This window comes from Micrococcus sp. KRD012, assembly GCF_017168555.1.
In the GTDB taxonomy this organism is placed as follows: Bacteria; Actinomycetota; Actinomycetes; order Actinomycetales; family Micrococcaceae; genus Micrococcus; species Micrococcus luteus.
The window spans coordinates 174014-192579 of the sequence record NZ_JABFBB010000007.1; the positions used below are offsets into that span (position 1 = coordinate 174014).

Consider the following 18566-nt stretch of genomic DNA (forward strand, 5'->3'; position numbering starts at 1 on the left):
CCGGGGGTGCCGGGCGCCGGGGCGCGGTCGGCGCCCTCGTGCGGGTTCGGTCGGGGTGGGGTGCCTAGTGGGGCGCCGCCGGGCGGGGCGTGCCTCAGTGGAGCCGGTCGACCAGCGCGCCGAGCGCGCGCCGGTCCACGAGGTCCGGGTCCATGCCGGTGCCCAGGAAGAGCGCGACCTCGCGCGCGAACGCGATCCCGGGCGCGGGCGGGGCGGTGAGCAGGTCGGCCTGCGCCTCCGGCGCGTCGGCGCCGCGCGTGTGGCGGATCACGGGTGCGTGCCGCGCGTCGCGGTCCGTCATCACGTGCACGAATCCGCCGACGGTGACCTGGGGCAGGGCCTGCTGCCACGCCATCATCGCGGGGCCGAGCAGCGGCGGGGCCACGGGACGGCTCCGGGAGCGCAGGTCCGCCCCGTCCCAGGTGTAGGTCCCCTCCGGGACCATGACGGAGCCGATCAGCGCCAGGCGATGGCCGCACAGCACCGCGTGGTCCACGTCGAGGTGCCGTCCCCAGCGCCCGCCCAGCCGCAGTCCCGTCAGGACCCGGGCGGCCGGGAGCGCGTCCGCCACGTGGCGCAGCAGCACGTCGAGGGTGCGGGCCTGCCGCAGCACCCGGTGCTCGTCCGGCAGGATCCCGCGCGGCCGCGGCGCCCCGTGGACGCGTTGGCTCGATCGCGGCAGGTCCAGCACGGTCGGGTCCGCCTCCGCCTCGCCGGGCGGGGGCTCGTAGCGCACGGGGCGGTCGGCACGTCCGCCGGGTCCGGACCGTCCCGACGATCGCGCCCGCGCTGACCCGCCCGGCGCGCGGGGGCCGCGGGCCCCGACGTCCGGGCCGGGCAGCGAGAGGTCGTACCGGCGCCGGGCCTCGGCGTCGCCGAGCAGCTCCCACGCCCGCGTCACGGCCCGGAAGGCGGCGGGGTCGCCGCCCACGTCGGGGTGGGCGGCCCGGGCCGCGCGGCGGTAGGCCCGCCGGACCTCCTCGGCGGTCGCGTCGCGGGGCACGCCCAGGACCTCGTAGGCGGTGCGGTGCTCCTCGGCCGCGCTCACGGTGTGGGGTCCGGACCGGGGGAGGCGTGCCGCTCGTGGTGCAGGCGCAGGAACAGCATGCCGTCGTCGTGGAGCACCTGGACCAGCTGCAGCCGGGCGGGGAGGCCGGGGCCGTCCTCGCCGGTCAGGACGCGGCCGGCGGCGGGTCCGGCCAGCAGCGGCGCCACGGTGAGGTGCACCTCGTCCACGAGGCCGGCCGCCGCGAGGCTGCCGAACAGGCGCGGTCCGCCCTCGCAGTGGACGACGCGGGCGCCGTGCGCGTGCAGGGTGGCCATCACGGTCTGGGGGTCCACGTGCTCCTCGCCGACCGCCAGCACGTCCGCGTGCGCGGCCAGCGCCGCCGCCCGCTCCGGCTCGGCCGCGAGGGCGGCCCGGGACGTGAGGATCCAGGGGCGCACCGGGGCGGCCGTGAAGAACGCGGACGCCGGGTCCAGGTCCAGGCTGCCGCTGACCACGGCCACGGGCGGGTCCGCGGGCCCGCCGGCCTCCGCGCGTCGACGCCGGTCCTCCTCGGACAGCAGCGCTCCCTCGTAGCCCTCGGCCCGGATGGTCCCGGCCCCCACGAGCACGACGTCGGCGTCGTGCCGGGACAGCGAGAGCAGCCGCTGGTCCGCGGGGGAGCCGAGCCCACCGGCACGGCCGTCCAGGGTGGCCGCGCCGTCGGCGGAGGCGATGAACACGACGCGGACCCAGGGTCCGGGGCCGGTGTCCTCGGCCGGGGGCGCGGCGAGGGCGGCGCGGAGGGCGTCGTCGTCCAGCTCGGGGCCGGCCTCGGTCAGCCGTCTCATGCCCGCCCCCCGCGGTGGGCGCGGTGTCCGGCCAGGGTGCTGCGGTCCGGCGGCGGGTTCTCCGCGCCCATGTTGTGGACCAGGCGCGCCGGCTGACGCCACCCGAACACGCACTCGAGCATGCGGGCCGCCGAGACGGAGGCGTCAGCGTCGTGCATGCGCAGGATCCGGGCGCCGCCGTACACGCAGGCCGCGGCCGCGGCCAGCGAGCCGGGCAGCCGCTCGTGCCGGTGCCGGTCCAGGCTCTCGCCGATGAAGTCCTTGTTCGAGACCGCGGCCAGCACGGGCAGCCCCAGGGCGGCGATCTCGTCCAGCCGCCGCGTGATCTCGAGGGTGTGCCGGGTGTTCTTGTTCAGATCGTGGCCGGGGTCCACGATGATCCTCTCCTCGGGGACGCCGAGCGCCACGGCCCGGTCGACGGTGCGCCGCAGGTGGTCGCGGACCTCCGTGACGACGTCGCCGTAGGTCGGCCGGGGGACCACGGCCCGGGGTCCGCGCACGTGGGCGAGGGAGTGGGTGACCACGAGGTGCGCGCCCGCGGCGGCCACCACCCGGCCCAGGTCCGCGTGGAACAGTCCCGTGGTGTCGTTGACGACGTCCGCCCCCGCGGCCAGGGCCGCCTCGGCCACGGCCGGCTGGAACGTGTCCGCCGACAGGATCAGCCGGCGCGACGCCTCGGACGACCCGGCTCCGTCCCCACTCCGCAGGGCCGCGATCAGGGGGACCACCCGCGCCGCCTCCTCGGCCGGGTCGAGCTCCGCCCCGGGCGCGAACGGCACACCGCCGACGTCGACCCACTCGGCTCCGGCGTCCGCCGCGGCGTGGGCCTGGGCGAGGGCGTCCTCCAGGACGGCGCCGGCGCCGTCGTCGTAGAAGGAGTCCGGGGTGCGGTTGACCACGGCCATCGTGACGATCCGGCGGCGGAAGTCGATCTCGTGATGGGCGAACCGGTGCACCGGGTGGACGAGGGGGACGGAGGGGGTCGGCACCCGGCCATTCAACCACCGGCGCCGCACAGTGACAGTGCGCCCCGGGAGGACTATGTTTCCATCCCGTGGCATCCACCTCGTCGCCGCGGGTCGGCCCGCGCCGGCCCCGCATCCGTCCGACCCAGCTCGTGGTCGGGTCCTTCCTCGTCGCCATCGTGACGGGCACCGGCGCACTGCTGCTGCCCGCCTCGTATCAGGGCCGCGCGCCCACCCCGTTGGAGGCTGCGTTCACGGCGACCAGCGCCACCACGGTGACGGGCCTCGGCGTCGTGGACACCCAGACGTTCTGGACACCCCTGGGCCAGGTCGTGATCCTCGCGCTCATCAAGCTCGGTGGCCTGGGCGTCATGACGTTCACGTCGCTGCTGGGGCTGGTGATCCTCCGGCGGCTCGGCCTCACCCAGCGCCTCGACGCCGCGGCCTCCACCCGGGCCGAGGGGATCGGGGACCTGCCCCGGGTGCTGCGGGCCCTGATCCTGTACTCCACGGCCGTCGAGGCCTCGGTGGCGCTGCTGCTGAGCCTGCGCTTCTGGCTGGGCGTGGGGATGTCCCCGGGCCAGGCACTGTGGCAGGGGGTCTTCCACGCGGTCTCCGCATTCAACAACGCCGGGTTCGCGCTGTTCAGCGACAACCTCATGGGCTTCGTCTCGGACCCGTTCATCTGCCTGCCGATCGCGGCGGCGATCATCTTGGGCGGCCTGGGCCTGCCGGTCGTGCTGACCCTGCGGCGAGACCTGCGCCGACCCGAGCGGTGGAACCTCACGGTCCGGCTCGTGCTCGTGGGCACCGCGGTGCTGCTGGTGGGCGGCACGCTCATGTACCTCGTCCTCGAGTGGTCCAACCCGCGGACCCTGGGCGGTCTGGACCCGGCCTCGCGCGTGCTCGCGGCGTTCTTCCAGTCCGTCACGACCCGCACCGCCGGCTTCAACACCCTGGACTACGGGCAGATGCACCCCGAGACGCTCTTCGGCACCGACGTGCTCATGTTCATCGGCGGCGGCCCCGCCGGCACCGCCTCGGGCGTGAAGATCACGACGGCGAGCGTCCTGCTGTTCATCGTGCTCGCGGAGATCCGGGGGGAGGGTGCCGTCCATGCGTTCGGCCGCCGGCTCTCCCGGACCACGCACCGCGAGGCGATCACCGTGATCATGCTCTCCGCGACCGCGATCGCCGTCGCCACGATGGCGCTCATGGGCCTGTCCTCGTTCACGACCGACCAGATCCTGTTCGAGTGCGTGTCCGCGTTCAGCACGGTGGGCCTGTCCACCGGCATCACCGCCCAGCTGCCGCCGGCCGCGCAGGGCATCCTGATGCTCCTCATGTTCGTCGGCCGCATCGGCCCCGCCACCGTCGCCGGCAGCCTGGCCCTGACCGACCGCACCCGCCACTTCGAGTACCCGAAGGAGAGGCCCCTCATTGGCTGATCTCACCCGTTCCCTGTTCGCCCCCCGCCGGGGCGACCGCCCCACCGTGGCCGTCCTCGGGCTCGGCCGGTTCGGCTCAGGGGTCGCCCTCGAGCTCATGGAGTCCGACTGTCACGTGCTGGGGGTCGACGCCGATGCCGAGGCCGTCCAGGCGCTCAACGGCCGGCTGACCCACGTCGTCCGCGCGGACAGCACGGACGAGGAGGCGATGCGCCAGCTCTCGGTCCACGAGATGGACCACGTCGTCGTCGCCATCGGCGGCGACCTCGCCGACTCGATCCTCACCGTCTCGCTGATGCGGCGGTTCGGGACGCACCAGCTCTGGGCCAAGGCCAATGACGACCGCCACGGCGAGATCCTGCGTCAGCTCGGCGTGGAGCACGTGGTCCACCCGGAGCGGGACATGGGCCGCCGCGTGGCGCACCTGGTCAGCACGTCCTTCCAGGACTTCGTCGAGGTCGAGCCGGGCCTGGCCATGGTCCGGGCCACGCCGCCGTCGCGCCTGCTGGGCAGGGACCTGCGAGCCACCGGGCTCGCGGGGGAGCGGGGCATGCGCGTGGTCGCGGTCCGCAGCCGCGGCACGTGGCTCTACCCGCCGAGTCATTACGTGCTCGAGCCCGAGGACACAATCCTCCTGGTGGGCCCGACCCGCGACGTCGAGCGGTTCCTCGCCCGGGACTGAGCCGGGGCACATCCGGCGCGGCTCCTAGACTGGCCGGGTGACCACCCCGGACCGCGTGCACCTGGACCACGCCGCCACCACGACGGTGCGCCCCACCGCGCTCGCGGCCCTGGCCGAGGCGGCCGCGCTGCCGGGCAACCCGGCCTCCCTCCACGCCTCCGGCCGCCGGGCCAAGCTGCACCTCGAGGAGGCGCGGGAGCGCATCGCCGCGGCGTTCGGGGCGCACCCCTCCGAGGTGATCCTCACGTCCGGGGGCACCGAGGCGGACAACCTCGCCGTCCAGGGGCTGTACCGGGCCCGCCGCGCGGTCGCGCCGGAGCGCACCCGGATCGTGCTGACCGGCATCGAGCACCACGCGGTCCTCGACGTGGTGGACTGGCTCGCCGCGCACGAGGGCGCCGAGCCGGTGCTCGTCCCGGTCGACGACGACGGGCGGGTCGACCTCGCCGCATGGGGGGCCGCGCTGGCGGCCGCGCCCGAGCGGACCGCCCTGGCCACGCTGATGTGGGCCAACAACGAGATCGGCACGGTCCAGCCCGTCGCGGAGGCCGCCCGGCTCGCGGCCGACCACGGGGTCCCGTTGCACACCGACGCCGTCCAGGCCCTCGGGGCGGTGCCCGTGGACTTCGCCGCGTCCGGGGCCGCGACCCTGGCCGTCTCGGGGCACAAGGTCGGCGCCCCCGTGGGGGTCGGTGCCCTGCTCGTGCGCCGGGACGTCACGCTGGAGGCCGTGGTGCACGGCGGGGGCCAGGAACGCCGCCTGCGCTCGGGCACGGTGTCGGTGGCCCTGGCCGCCGCGCTGGCGGCCGCCGTGGCGGAGGCCGTCGCGGAGCAGCCCGCCGAGGCCGCCCGCCTGGGCGGGCTGCGGGACGAGGTGATCGCCGCCGTCGACGCCCTGGACGGGGTGCGCCTGACCGGGCCGCGGGACCTCGACCCGGCGACGGGGCAGGCGCTGCCGCCGGGGACGCGCCGACTGCCCGGCAACGTCCACATCACCGTGCCGGGCCGGACGGCGGACGCGCTGCTGTTCTCCTTCGACATGGCCGGACTGGACACCTCGTCCGGGTCGGCGTGCACCGCCGGGGTGGCCGAGCCGTCGCACGTGGTCGCGGCCCTGCCGGGGCGGACGGAGGCCGACGCGCGGGCCACCCAGCGGTTCACCCTCGGCCGGACGACGACGCCGGCCGAGGCGGCCGCGCTCATCGACGCGCTGCGGACGCTGCTGGGGCCGGGCGTCTAGACTGGAGCGCCCGTCCGTCGTCGAGAGAGGAGTCCGCCCGTGAAGGTCCTGGCCGCCATGTCCGGGGGAGTCGACTCCGCCGTCGCCGCGGCGCGTGCCGTGGACGCCGGGCACGACGTCGTCGGCGTCCACCTGGCCCTGTCCCGCATGCCCGGCACCCTGCGCACCGGCTCGCGTGGTTGCTGCACCATCGAGGACGCCTCGGACGCGTGGCGCGCGTGCGAGCGGCTCGGCATCCCCTTCTACACGTGGGACTTCTCCGAGCGGTTCGCGGAGGACGTCGTGGACGACTTCGTGGCCGAGTACGAGGCCGGCCGCACGCCCAACCCGTGCATGCGCTGCAACGAGCGCATCAAGTTCGCGGCGCTGCTCGAGCGCGCCCTCGAGCTGGGCTTCGACGCCGTCTGCACCGGCCACTACGCCGCCGTGCGGCCCGGTCCGGACGGCTCGCTGGAGCTGCACCGCGCCGCGGACGACGCGAAGGACCAGTCCTACGTGCTCGGCGTGCTGACCGCGGATCAGCTCGCCCACTGCCTCTTCCCGCTCGCGGACACGCCGTCCAAGGAGCTCGTGCGCGCCGAGGCGGCCGAGCGCGGCCTGTCCGTGGCGGCGAAGCCGGACTCCCACGACATCTGCTTCATCCCCGAGGGCGACACCCGCGGCTGGCTGGCCGAGCGCATCGACCTGGCCCCCGGCCCCATCGTGGACCCGGAGGGGCGGGAGCTCGGCACCCACGCGGGCGCCCAGGCGTTCACGGTCGGCCAGCGCAAGGGCCTGGCCATCGGCCGTCCCGCGCCCGACGGCAAGCCCCGGTTCGTGCTCGAGGTGCGGCCGAAGGAGAACACGGTGGTCGTCGGCGGCCGCGAGCTGCTCGACGTCGACCGCATCACCGGCATCCGCCCGTCGTGGGCCGGCGCCCCGGTGCCCGAAGCCCGCACGGGCGCCTGGTTCGACTGCGCGCTGCAGTTCCGGGCCCACGGCGAGATCGTCGAGGCCCGCGCCCGCCAGCGCGCGGACGCGGCGGGGCATCCGGGGTGGGAGATCGAGCCGGGGCGCCCCCTGCGCGGGGTGGCTCCCGGTCAGACGGCCGTCCTGTACCGGGGCACCCGCGTGCTCGGCCAGGCCACCATCGACACCGCCCGCAATGCCCGGCTGTCCGCCCCCGCGGATGCGTAGGCTTCGGCCATGAGCCCGGACTACGACCCCCACGCCAGCTCGCTGCCCGGCACCGCGGACCCGGCGGTTCTCGACGAGCTCTTCGCGATCCGCGGCAGCATCGACAACATCGACGCCTCGCTCGTCTACCTGCTGGCCGAGCGGTTCAAGTTCACGCAGCGGGTCGGTGCGCTCAAGGCCCGGCACGACCTGCCGCCCTCGGACCCCGGGCGTGAGGCCGCCCAGATCGCGCGGCTGCACCGACTCGCGCTCGAGGCGGACCTCGAGCCCGCGTTCGCCGAGAAGTTCCTGAACTTCATCATCGCCGAGGTCATCCGCCACCACCGCGCGCTGGCGGCCGAGGGCCGGCCGGACGCCGAGGCGGAGCCGGGGGAGAGCCCCGGGGACGCGGATGACTGAGGCCGCCCACGACGACGGCGCCACCGGCCCCGTCGCCCTCGGCGGCACGCCGTGGCGCGGCACCGACGTCGCCGAGGCGCAGCGCGTCACGCTCGGCGAGCTCGGCGCGGACCACTGGCCGGTGCTCCCCGAGCTGCCCGATCGCGGACCCGGCGCCGACGCCACCGGCCGCTCGGCCGCCCTCCTGCAGGAGCTGGCCGTCGACCTGCAGCCGCACGGCTGGCGGGTCAGCCCGCCCGGGGCCGCCGGCTCCGGCCGTGACCGACGCCGGGCCGTCTCCCTCTGGCGCGAGGACGCGCACCGCTGGGCGGACACCGCGGGGGCCGAGGGCGCCGTCGTCGAACGTCTGGCCGTGCGGGTGCGCGGCCCGCTCAGCCTGCTCGCCGGCCTCTGGCTGCCCGGGGGAGAGCGCGTGCTCGGCGACCACGGCGCGCGCCGCGACGTCGCCGAGTCCTATCTCGAGGGACTGCAGGACGCCCTGCCCCGCCTCCGGAGGGCCACCGGCGCGGGACGCCTCGGCGTCGTCGTCGACGAGCCGTGGGCGGCGGCCGTCCTCGCCGGGACCCTGCCCACCGCGAGCGGGTACCGCACCGTCCGGTCGCTGCCGCGCGAGGAGGCCCGCGGGCTGTGGCGCGCCGCCCTCGACGGGCTCACCGCCCTGCCCGACGTCGCCCGGGTGTGGCTCGCACCGGGCCGCCGCGCCGCCTCCCCGGGGGCCGAGCTGCCCGGGCCCGCCGCGCTGGCGACGCTGACGGGAGAGTCCCTGCCCAGGCCCGACGCAGCCGCGGACGCGCCCGCCCCGGCCCCGGTCTCCCTCGTGGTGGGCGTGGGCGCCCTCGACGACGGCGCGGACGGCACGCCCGGCACCCGCGAGGCGTGGGAGGCGGCGGCCGGCTGGGCCGACATCGGGCGCGGGCTGACCCTGGCCCCCGAGCCGGGCGTGCGCCCGGTCGAGGTCGTCCGCACGTGGGAACGGCTGGGGGTGGACCCCGGACGCGTGGGCGACGTCGGCCTCACGGCGGCGGGGCTGCACGACCCGGCCGTGCTCCGCACTCTGCGGCGGGACGCGGAGGAGCTGGCCGCGCGGCTCGCCGAGCTGCGCGGCTGAGCCGGCGCCCCGACGGACCGGGGCGACCTCCGGCGTCGTCGGCCGGGGACGGGCCCGCCCGGCGGGTATCATCGGGCTGATCCTGAAAATTTCCTGTGCCCGGGGCCGGTCCCGCCCGCGGCGCCGGGGGGAGCGCTGACGAGGAGGTCAGGATGGGCAAGGCCAAGATCCTGGTGGTGGACGACGACGAGGCGCTGGCCGAGATGATCGGCATCGTCCTGCGCAACGACGGCTTCGAGCCGACGTTCGCCGCGGACGGCACCTCCGCACTGCCCGCGTTCCACCGCGAGCGCCCTGATCTGGTGCTGCTGGACCTCATGCTCCCCGGCATCGACGGCATCGAGGTCTGCAGGCTCATCCGAGCCGAGTCGGACGTGCCGATCGTGATGCTCACGGCCAAATCGGACACGGCGGACGTGGTGCGCGGCCTCGAGTCGGGTGCGGACGACTACGTGCCCAAGCCGTTCAAGCCCGCCGAGCTCGTGGCTCGCGTCCGGGCGCGCCTGCGTGAGGGGGAGGCCAAGCCGGCGGAGGTCCTGCACATCGGGGACCTCGAGATCGATGTGGCGGGCCACCAGGTCACCCGCGGCGGCGTCGGCATCGCCCTCACCCCGCTGGAGTTCGACCTCCTCGTGGCCCTCGCCCGGCGGCCGCGCCACGTCTTCACCCGCGAGATGCTGCTGGAGGAGGTCTGGGGCTACCGGCACCAGGCCGACACCCGGCTCGTGAACGTCCACGTCCAGCGCCTGCGCTCCAAGGTCGAGCCGGATCCCGAGAACCCGTGCGTCGTGCTGACCGTCCGCGGCGTCGGGTACAAGGCCGGCCAGGGCTGAGCGCATGACCGTGTCCGGCCCGGATGTGAGCGCGGCCCCGGCGGCCGAGTCCGGTGCCGAGCCGGTCGAGCCCGCCGCCGCCCGCCCACGGTCGTGGGGCCCCGGCCCCGCGTGGCGTGCGCTGCGCCGCCGGTGGCGTCGGTCCCTGCGGCTGCGCACGGCGGTGCTCGCGGCCCTGCTCTCGATCCTCGCGGGCCTCGTGGTCGCCGCGTTCCTCACGCAGCAGATCACCCAGGCCCTCTTCGAGGCCCGCTACGAGCAGGTCCAGTCCGAGGCACGCCGTGGCCTGAGCCAGGTGCGCGAGACGTTCGCGCAGACCACCGCCACGGACGCGCAGAGCACGGACGTGCTGGTGACCCAGACCCTGCGCGCCCTCGAAGGCGACTCCGGCACGACGATCCGCCGCCGCTACCACCTCGCCCCGCTGCCGGACTCCGAGTCCGCGTACGTGGGGACGATCTCCTCCGCCGGGCTCGATCCCGCGGTGATCCCCCAGGAGCTGCAGGACGCGGTCGCCTCCGGGCCGGGCGTGTACGACGCGAGCGTGGCGCTGCCGGATCCCGGCGGTGGCACCCGGCCCGGCCTCGTGTTCGGCGCCCAGATGGTGCTGCCCCCGGGTGCCACCTACGGGCTCTACCTCGTCTACGACCTCGCGGACGTCCAGAGCTCGCTCGACTCGGTGCTCGGGGTGCTGCTGGTGTTCGGCGTCGGCTTCCTGGTGATCAACGTGCTGGTCTCGTGGTGGGTCTCGCGGCGTGTGACCCTGCCCGTGCAGCAGGCGGCCCGGGCGGCCGAGTCCCTCTCGAGCGGCAACCTGGCCGTGCGGATGCCGGTCGACGGTGAGGACGAGATGGCCCGCCTGGGCATGTCCTTCAACCGGATGGCGGACAGCATCCAGGACCAGATCGGCCAGCTCGCCCAGCTGTCCCAGATGCAGCAGCGGTTCGTCTCGGACGTCTCCCATGAGCTGCGCACGCCGCTGACGACCGTGCGGATGGCGGCCGACGTGCTGTACGGCTCGCGCGAGGACTTCGACCCGGTCAGCCGACGCTCGACCGAGCTGCTCTACCACCAGGTGGACCGCTTCCAGGCCATGCTCGCGGACCTGCTGGAGATCACCCGGTTCGACGCCGGCGCCGCCACCCTCGCCCTCGAGGCCACGGACATGCTCGAGCTGGCCCGCGACGTCGTGCTCACCTCTCAGCCGTTGGCCGATCAGATCGGCGTGCCCGTGTACGTGGTGCCCATGGACCGGGACCGCGCCGACGGCCACGTCGCCTGGGTCGACCCGCGGCGGATCGAACGGATCCTGCGCAACCTGGTGAACAACGCGATCGAGCACGCCGAGGGCCGGCCGGTGGACGTGCTCGTGGCGGCCGACGAGGAGGCCGTCACGTTCGCCGTCGTGGACCACGGCATCGGCATGAGCCCCGAGCAGGTGCAGCGCGTGTTCGACCGGTTCTGGCGTGCCGACCCTGCACGCAAGCGCACCACCGGCGGGTCCGGACTGGGTCTGGCGATCGCCACCGAGGACACCCGGCTGCACGGCGGCCGGCTCGAGGCGTGGGGCGAGCTGGGGGAGGGGTCCACCTTCATGGTGACCCTGCCGCGGGCGCCGCGCCCGGCCGCGCAGGGCGCGGAGGCCCCCGAGCCGATCGGCCGCTCCGTGCTGCCCATTCCGCCCCGCTACAGCACGGCGGACCGCCGGTACGCCGATGACCTGTCCCGGCCCGTCCCGCAGGAGGCGGACGCCGACGCCGTCGGCACGGTCGCGGACGTCGCCACGGCGGCCCCGCCGTCCGCGCGCCAGGCCGAGCAGGCCCTGACCGCACCGACCCGGCCGGTGCGCGTGGTCCCTGCGGAGGATCCCGCCCACGGGTCGGCCACCGGGGACCCGACCGGCGATGACCCGGCCGAGGAGGCCCGATGACCACCGTGGATCCGCAGCCGCCCCGCCCGCCGCGGGTCGCCGTCGTCGGCGTGATCGTCGCCCTGATGCTCGCCCTCAGCGGCTGCACTCAGATCCCCCAGAGCTCCGAGGTGCGCAGCGCGGACCCGGTCGACGGGGCCACCGCAGACGCCGACGCGCCGCAGTTCCATCCGCCGGGACCGGCCGAGTCGGACACGGCGGAGGAGGCCATCCGGGGCTTCCTGCTCGCGGGCACGAGCCCGCAGGACGACTACGCGGTGGCGCGCGAGTTCCTCGACGGGCCCGCGGCCACCCAGTGGACGCCCGGGCAGCGCACCCTCGTGTACTCGGCGGAGCCGCGCATCACCCGGGGCGACGGCGCCGGGGACTACCAGATCCAGGTCGAGGTCGACTCGGAGATCGACGAGTACGGCCTGCGGACCATCGCGCCGCCGGGGACCACGCGGGCCTGGGCGGTCACGGTGCAGGAACGGCCGCAGGGCATGCGGATCACGTCCACGGAGAACGGCACGCTGCTCTCCCAGGCGCAGTTCGGACAGCTGTTCGCCCCGCACGAGCTCGCCTTCTACGACACCGCGAAGCGCTACGTCGTGCCGGACGTGCGGTGGTTCGTCAATCGGGGCACCACCGTGACCGCGGTGACGCGAGCGCTCCTGCGCGGGCCGGCACCGTATCTGGCCGGGGCGGTGGACACGGCCTTCCCGCTGCGCACCGGCACCGACCTGGCCGCGCCCACGGTGCCCGTCGACGACGACGGTGTGGCCCACGTCGACCTCACCCAGGCGGCCGCCGAGGGGGCCGACGCCGACCGGCGGCACCGCATGCGGGAGCAGCTGGAGCTGACCCTGACGGGCCTCCAATCGGTCAAGGAGGTCGAGGTGACCGTCGCCGGCGCCCAGCTGTCCACGTCGGGAGACGACGGCCCCGCCCCGGTCCAGACCGACCCCGCCGTCGGCTCGGTCCAGGTGGGCATCGACACGGCGACGGGCGGACTCGTCTACGTGCAGGGGACCAGCGTCACGCCGGTGGGCGGCGCCCCGGACGTCACCGCGCTCGATCCGGTCCGCCCGACGATGTCCGGCGACCGCAGCCGCTTCGCGTTCGTCACCGGTGACCGGACGGCGGTCCACGTCGCCGGCACGGACGGCTCCCTGCGGGAGGTGCTGCGCGGCACCGGGCTCACCGTCCCGTCACTGGACCTCCTGGGCTGGGTGTGGGCGGCCGACAGGGGGACGACCTCGCGGATCCGTGCTGTCCCGGCCCAGCCCGGCGGGCAGGAGCGCATCGTGACGGCCACCTGGCTGCGGCCCGGCGAGCGGATCGTCGACCTGCGGTTGTCGCGGAGTGGGGCCCGGGCCGCGATGCTCGTCGACGACGGCCAGCGGACCACCCTGCGCGTGTCCGGGGTCGTGCGCGGCTCGGACGGGGTGCCGAACGCCCTGACCGAGCCGATCCTGCTGCCCTCCTCCGGGTCGGAGGACTCGGTGGAGTGGGCCGGAGACACGAACCTGCTCGTCTCGGCGTACGCCGAGAAGCCCGACGAGCGCGTGGTGCCGCGGATCGTCTCGATCGACGGCACCGTCCGGGAGCTCAACCCGCTGGGCGGTCTGCGGGGGATCTCCGTCGGCGACGACGGTGCCTACTACGCGGAGACGGACGAGTTCGTGTTCCTGCTGGTGGGCTCCTCGTGGCGGGCGCAGGAGCTCGACCGCGGGGTGCGCGACCTCTCGTTCCCGGACTGAGCCGAGCCCGCGCCCGCCGCCCCGTCGTCCACTCCTGCACAGCCGCCCCGTCCCGCACAGCGGCCCGCCCCGGCGCCCGGACGGCGGCGGCGTGCGGTGGACTCATCGCATGCGTTCCCCGCCGTCCTCCCCGTCCCCGCCGTCGGTGTTCGGCGCCCTCGGCCGGGCCCTGGCCGACCTGGTCCTGCCCGCCGAGTGCGCGGTGTGCGCCGCGCCGGGTCACCGGCTCTGCCCGGCCTGCGCGGAGGGACTGACCGCCGTCCTGTCCCGGCCCTTCCGGGCGGAGCAGGACGCCCCGGCTTTGCCCTTGGGCCCCGGCGGCGCTCCGCTGCCGGTGATGGCGGCCGGGCGCTACGCAGACCCGCTGGCGGCCGCCGTGCTCGCGTTCAAGGACCATCACGCGCTGCACCTGCGCGGCGTGCTGGGCGAGGCCCTCTGCCGGGCCGTCGCCGCGGCGCGTCTCGAGCCGGACCTGCCCGGGGCGCGGCACGCCCTGCTCGTCCCGGTCCCGGGCGGCGCGGTCGGATTCCGACGGCGCGGCTACGACCCGCTCGCCGAGCTCACCCGGGCGCTGCCGGCGCCGTGGCTGGTCTCCGACGCCGTCCGTGCGCGCCTGCTGCCCCGCGCGAGCACGCTCCGGGGCGGCGGCCCGTCCCACGCGGGCGCCGGGGCGGGCCAGCGCCGCCGGCGGGCCCGGGACTGGCGCGTCGTCGCCGGGCGGCTGCCGGCCGGCGCGCCCGTCCTGCTCGTGGACGACGTCCTCACCACCGGCGCCACCCTCGCCGCGCTCGCGGAGGCGGTGCGCCGCGCCGGGGGGCACCCCGTCGGGGCCGTCGTGCTCGCGGCCGTGGCCCCGCCGCGGGACCCCGCCGAGCCTGGCCCCCGGCCACGCCCCCGGGTAGGGTGAACGGCACGGAATCGCCCCTACGGTTCCCGTCCTGCCGACGGCTGGAAGGAGGTCGCACCCTCGGACCCGCCGCCGCCCTGCGGACGCGATACCGAGGCGCACCTCCCCTCCCGAGGCCGGACCCGTGAGAGTTGGACCAGGAGGACGCCATGACCATGGATGTCAGCTACATCGCCCGCAACCTCAGGCTCCCGGAGAGCTTCCGCGACCACGTCGTCGAGCGCACGGAGCGCCTCCAGCGGCTCGCCGAGGGCGCCGACACGCTCGAGGTCCGCGTGACGAAGGTCTCCCACCACAAGCACTCGGACGAGAGGGTCCGCGTGGAACTGACGGTCCGCGGCCCGCGGGACGTCGTGCGGGCTGAGGCTGCCGCGGACGACGAGCTGGCAGCCTTCGACCAGGCCGCCGACCGGCTGGCCGAACGCCTGCGGCGCCTGCGCGACCGGCGCAAGGACCGTCGCCACCGCAAGATCGGCGCCTCCCGCGGCGCGGGCGAGGTCGGATTCGTGCCGCCGCTGCCCCCGTCGGGTGCCGCGCTGGCCGCGGAGGACGCCTCCGCGCAGGACGCCCCCGAGGCGGGCACCCCGGTGCGCATCCGGCAGAAGGCGTTCCCCGCGACCCCCATGAGCGTGGACGACGCCGTGGACGCGATGGAGCTGGTCGGCCATGACTTCTTCCTCTTCCAGAACGCCGAGACCGGCGTGCCCTCCGTCGTCTACCGCCGCCGAGGCTGGAGCTACGGCGTGATCCGCCTGGACGAGTCCCTCCCTCAGGATCACGTCTCCGCCTCCGAGGGGGAGCAGGCATACCAGACGCGGGAGGACTGACCGCCCCGCCGACGTCGACCACGACCTGCTGACGCCGCGACGCCCCTCCCCTCCGGGACGGGCGCCGCGGCCCGTCCGGACTCGGCCCGTACACTGTCCCGGAGACCGCGCCACGGCCGCGCGCGAGGGGCATCCCGTCCCGCCCCGGCCACACCGCAAGGGAGCAGAGAACCAGTGCCTTCGATCATCGACCGCGTCCTGAAGATCTCGGACAACCGCGTCCTCAAGCGCATGCAGGCCACGGTGGACGCCGTGAACCTCCTCGAGGACGACTTCCGGGCGCTCAGCGACGCGGAGCTGCGTGCCGAGACGGACACGCTCCGGGCCCGGCATGCGGACGGCGAGTCGTTGGACCTGCTCCTGCCGGAGGCGTTCGCCGCGGTCCGGGAGGCCGCGGGACGCACGCTCGGCCAGCGGCACTACGACGTCCAGCTGCTCGGCGGCATCGCGCTGCACCAGGGCAACATCGCGGAGATGAAGACCGGCGAGGGCAAGACCCTCGTGGCCACCGCTCCGGCCTACCTCAACGCGCTGTCCGGCAGGGGCGTGCACGTGGTGACGGTCAACGACTTCCTCGCCTCCTACCAGGCCGACCTCATGGGCCGCGTGTTCCGCTTCCTCGGCATGCAGACGGGCGTCATCGTGGCGGGCCAGACCCCGGCCGTACGGCGCGAGCAGTACGCCGCGGACATCACCTACGGCACGAACAACGAGTTCGGCTTCGACTTCCTCCGCGACAACATGGCCTGGTCCCTCGACGAGCTCGTGCAGCGTGAGCACCACTACGCGATCGTCGACGAGGTGGACTCGATCCTCATCGACGAGGCCCGCACCCCGCTGATCATCTCCGGCCCCGCCCAGGGCGAGGCCAACCGGTGGTACGGCGAGTTCGCCCGGCTGGTGCGCCGCCTCGAGGCGAACACGGACTACGAGGTGGACCACAAGAAGCGCACCGTCGGCATCCTCGGCCCCGGCATCGAGAAGGTCGAGGACCACCTCGGCATCACGAACCTGTACGAGACGCAGAACACCACGCTCATCCAGTTCCTGAACAACGCGGTCAAGGCCAAGGAGCTGTTCAAGCGGGACAAGGACTACGTGGTCCTCGACGGCGAGGTGCAGATCGTCGACGAGCACACGGGCCGCGTGCTCAAGGGACGCCGCTACAACGAGGGGCTCCACCAGGCCATCGAGGCCAAGGAGGGCGTGGAGGTCAAGCCCGAGAACCAGACGCTGGCCACGGTGACCCTGCAGAACTACTTCCGCGGCTACGAGAAGCTCGCCGGCATGACGGGCACCGCCGAGACGGAGGCCGCCGAGTTCACGTCGACCTACGGCCTCGGCGTCGTCGTGATCCCGCCGAACCGGGAGCCACAGCGTGTGGACCGCAACGACGTGGTGTACAAGAACGAGAAGGTCAAGTTCGACGCCGTCGTCGACGACATCGCCGAGCGGCACGCGAAGGGCCAGCCGGTCCTGGTGGGCACCACCTCCGTGGAGAAGTCCGAGTACCTCTCCACGCTGCTGGCCAAGCGCGGCATCCGCCACGAGGTCCTGAACGCGAAGAACCACGCCCGCGAGGCCGCCATCGTGGCGCAGGCGGGCCGCCCGGGCGCCGTCACCGTGGCCACCAACATGGCCGGCCGCGGCACCGACATCATGCTCGGCGGCAACGCCGAGTTCACGGCGGTGGCCCGCATGCAGGAACTGGGCCTCGACGCCGCCGAGGACCCGGAGGCGTACGAGGCCCGCTGGCCCGAGGTGCTGGCGGAGGCCGAGGCCGCCGTGGAGGACGCGCACCGCGCGGTCATCGAGGCCGGCGGCCTGTACGTGGTGGGCACCGAGCGCCACGACTCGCGCCGCATCGACAACCAGCTGCGCGGTCGTTCCGGCCGTCAGGGCGACCCGGGCGAGTCCCGGTTCTACCTCTCCCTCACGGACGAGCTCATGCGCAACTTCAACCCGGGCGTGGCCCAGCGGATCATGAACAGCCCGTCGATCCCGGACGACATGGCGCTCGAGTTCGGCTTCGTCTCGAAGGCGATCCAGAATGCGCAGGCGCAGGTCGAGGGGCGCAACGCTGAGCAGCGCAAGAACGTGCTCAAGTACGACGACGTGTTGAACCGCCAGCGCGAGGCCATCTACACGGACCGCCGTTCGATCCTCGAGGGGGAGGACCTGCAGGACCGGGTGCGCCGCTTCGTGGAGGACGCCGTCGGGAACATCGTGGACGCGGCCACCGAGGAGGGCCAGGCCACCGATTGGGACCTCGACCAGCTGTGGCGGGACCTGGCAGAGATCTACCCCGTGGGAGTCTCGCAGGAGGACGTCCTCGACGAGGTCGGCGGCCGGGGCCGGCTCACGGCCGAGGTCCTGAAGCGCGAACTCGTCTCCGATGCGCTCCTGGCGTACGAGGACCGGGAGGCGCAGGTGGGATCCGAGGCGCTGCGGGAGGCGGAGCGTCGCGTGGTGCTCGCCACCATCGGGCGCCACTGGCAGGAGCATCTCTACGAGATGGACTACCTCAAGGAGGGCATCGGGCTGCGCGCGATGGCCCAGCGCGAGCCCCTCGTGGAGTACCAGCGCGAGGGCTACACGATGTTCCAGAACATGCTCGCCGCCATCCGTGAGGACGCCGTGCGCACGCTGTTCCAGGCGCAGATCAGTGCGGCCCCCGCGCCGACGTCGCTGCCCGGCGTCAAGGATGCCCGCGCCGTGACGATGGCCCCGCAGATCTCGGTGGAGGGCATCGACGCCCCGCAGCAGCCTGCGCAGCTGCGTTTCACCGGTCCGTCCGAGGACGGGCAGAGCGCGGTCACCCGCAGCGGCACGGACTCCGGCGCCACGGTCGCGGCGGGCACGAACCGCCGCTCCCGCCGTCAGGCGGAGCGCCGCGGCCGCCGCGGCTGACCGGCATCCCGCCACGACGCAGCACGAGGGCCCGCAGACCTCCAGGTCTCCGGGCCCTCGATCGTCAGTCCGACGGGGCGATCCGGCTCAGCCGATCTCGACCGACGTCACCTTCCACCGGCTGAGCCGCCGCTCGAGTCGGAGCGCGAAGGCCCGGGCCCGGCCCTCCCACAGCACCGTCGCGCTGGCCTCCACCCGGCCGGGCGCGACCTCGCACACGCGGGCACCCACCGGGCGGGGTGCGGACGCGGGCGTCCGGGGCGGGACGGCCGCGGAGGGCCGTCGACCGGGCCCGGTCGGCGCGACGGCGCCCAGCAGCTCCATGCGACGGGTCAACTTGTCCAGGACCTCGGGCGAGAGCCAGGCGGAGAGGTCCCGCAGGGCACGGCGGCCCGTCTCGACCTCGACGCAGGCGACGGCGATCACGGCGGCGAGCGAGCGGACGCGGCGCAGCTCCTCGCGCCCCTGTTCGGTGCGGGCCCGCCGGGCGATCTCCTCACCGCGGGGCAGGACCGCGGGGCTGTGGGCGGGTCCGTGGAGGAGGGTGTCGGCGGTGCGCCGGG

16 protein-coding genes are annotated in these 18566 nt (G+C 75.1%); 12 read left to right on the forward strand and 4 right to left on the reverse strand.

The genetic code is table 11. The annotated features are described in order from the left end of the window. Positions 1–94 precede the first annotated feature (94 nt). From J1M37_RS04165 to folP, 3 genes are read right to left on the reverse strand one after another with little or no spacing between them, the layout of a single operon-like run. The gene (locus J1M37_RS04165) at positions 95–1048 is read right to left on the reverse strand and encodes a DnaJ domain-containing protein (protein ID WP_206452164.1); all 954 of its coding nucleotides are present in this window, start codon (positions 1046–1048) and stop codon (positions 95–97) included. After that, a complete protein-coding gene (locus J1M37_RS04170; RefSeq protein WP_206452165.1) occupies positions 1045–1836 on the reverse strand; it encodes a dihydrofolate reductase family protein in 792 nt (263 codons plus the stop codon). Before J1M37_RS04170 ends, J1M37_RS04165 begins: the two co-directional genes overlap by 4 nt. Beyond that, a complete protein-coding gene (folP, locus tag J1M37_RS04175) occupies positions 1833–2825 on the reverse strand; it encodes a dihydropteroate synthase (protein ID WP_095694744.1) in 993 nt (330 codons plus the stop codon). The genes J1M37_RS04170 and folP overlap by 4 nt, the downstream gene beginning before the upstream one ends. Positions 2826–2890: 65 nt before the next feature. Here folP and J1M37_RS04180 point away from each other — a divergent pair, with 65 nt between their 5' ends. From J1M37_RS04180 to secA, 12 genes are all read left to right on the forward strand, one after another. Further along, positions 2891–4249, forward strand: a complete 1359-nt coding sequence (locus J1M37_RS04180) for a potassium transporter TrkG (protein WP_206452166.1) — start codon at positions 2891–2893, stop codon at positions 4247–4249. Further along, on the forward strand, positions 4242–4931 hold the full coding sequence (locus J1M37_RS04185; protein WP_012750984.1) for a potassium channel family protein: 690 nt from the start codon (positions 4242–4244) through the stop codon (positions 4929–4931). Before J1M37_RS04180 ends, J1M37_RS04185 begins: the two co-directional genes overlap by 8 nt. Positions 4932–4968: 37 nt before the next feature. Next, the gene (locus J1M37_RS04190; RefSeq protein WP_206452167.1) at positions 4969–6171 is read left to right on the forward strand and encodes an aminotransferase class V-fold PLP-dependent enzyme; all 1203 of its coding nucleotides are present in this window, start codon (positions 4969–4971) and stop codon (positions 6169–6171) included. Positions 6172–6210: 39 nt separating this feature from the next. Next, complete coding sequence (mnmA, locus tag J1M37_RS04195) at positions 6211–7347, forward strand: tRNA 2-thiouridine(34) synthase MnmA (RefSeq protein WP_206452168.1); 1137 nt, start codon at positions 6211–6213, stop codon at positions 7345–7347. Between the two features lie 9 nt (positions 7348–7356). Beyond that, on the forward strand, positions 7357–7746 hold the full coding sequence (locus J1M37_RS04200; protein ID WP_060974202.1) for a chorismate mutase: 390 nt from the start codon (positions 7357–7359) through the stop codon (positions 7744–7746). Then, positions 7739–8854, forward strand: coding sequence for a hypothetical protein (locus J1M37_RS04205; protein ID WP_206452169.1), 1116 nt, complete (start codon positions 7739–7741; stop codon positions 8852–8854). The genes J1M37_RS04200 and J1M37_RS04205 overlap by 8 nt, the downstream gene beginning before the upstream one ends. 152 nt (positions 8855–9006) lie before the next feature. Beyond that, entirely contained in the window at positions 9007–9687 is a 681-nt protein-coding gene (gene mtrA, locus J1M37_RS04210) for an MtrAB system response regulator MtrA (protein WP_036315993.1), read from the forward strand. Positions 9688–9691: 4 nt separating this feature from the next. Continuing rightward, the gene (gene mtrB, locus J1M37_RS04215) at positions 9692–11617 is read left to right on the forward strand and encodes an MtrAB system histidine kinase MtrB (protein ID WP_206452170.1); all 1926 of its coding nucleotides are present in this window, start codon (positions 9692–9694) and stop codon (positions 11615–11617) included. Continuing rightward, on the forward strand, positions 11614–13359 hold the full coding sequence (locus J1M37_RS04220) for an LpqB family beta-propeller domain-containing protein (protein WP_206452171.1): 1746 nt from the start codon (positions 11614–11616) through the stop codon (positions 13357–13359). Before mtrB ends, J1M37_RS04220 begins: the two co-directional genes overlap by 4 nt. Positions 13360–13468: 109 nt before the next feature. Further along, a complete protein-coding gene (locus J1M37_RS04225) occupies positions 13469–14266 on the forward strand; it encodes a ComF family protein (RefSeq protein WP_206452172.1) in 798 nt (265 codons plus the stop codon). Between the two features lie 149 nt (positions 14267–14415). Then, positions 14416–15093 carry a ribosome hibernation-promoting factor, HPF/YfiA family gene (hpf, locus tag J1M37_RS04230; RefSeq protein WP_206452173.1) on the forward strand — a complete coding sequence of 226 codons (678 nt, stop codon included), beginning with the start codon at positions 14416–14418 and terminating at the stop codon, positions 15091–15093. A gap of 174 nt (positions 15094–15267) precedes the next feature. Next, complete coding sequence (gene secA, locus J1M37_RS04235) at positions 15268–18003, forward strand: preprotein translocase subunit SecA (protein WP_122054425.1); 2736 nt, start codon at positions 15268–15270, stop codon at positions 18001–18003. An 87-nt stretch (positions 18004–18090) separates the two neighbouring features. Here the strand turns inward: secA and J1M37_RS04240 are convergent. After that, the coding region (locus J1M37_RS04240) for an Rv3235 family protein (protein ID WP_206452174.1) at positions 18091–18566 on the reverse strand (476 nt) is incomplete at its 5' end.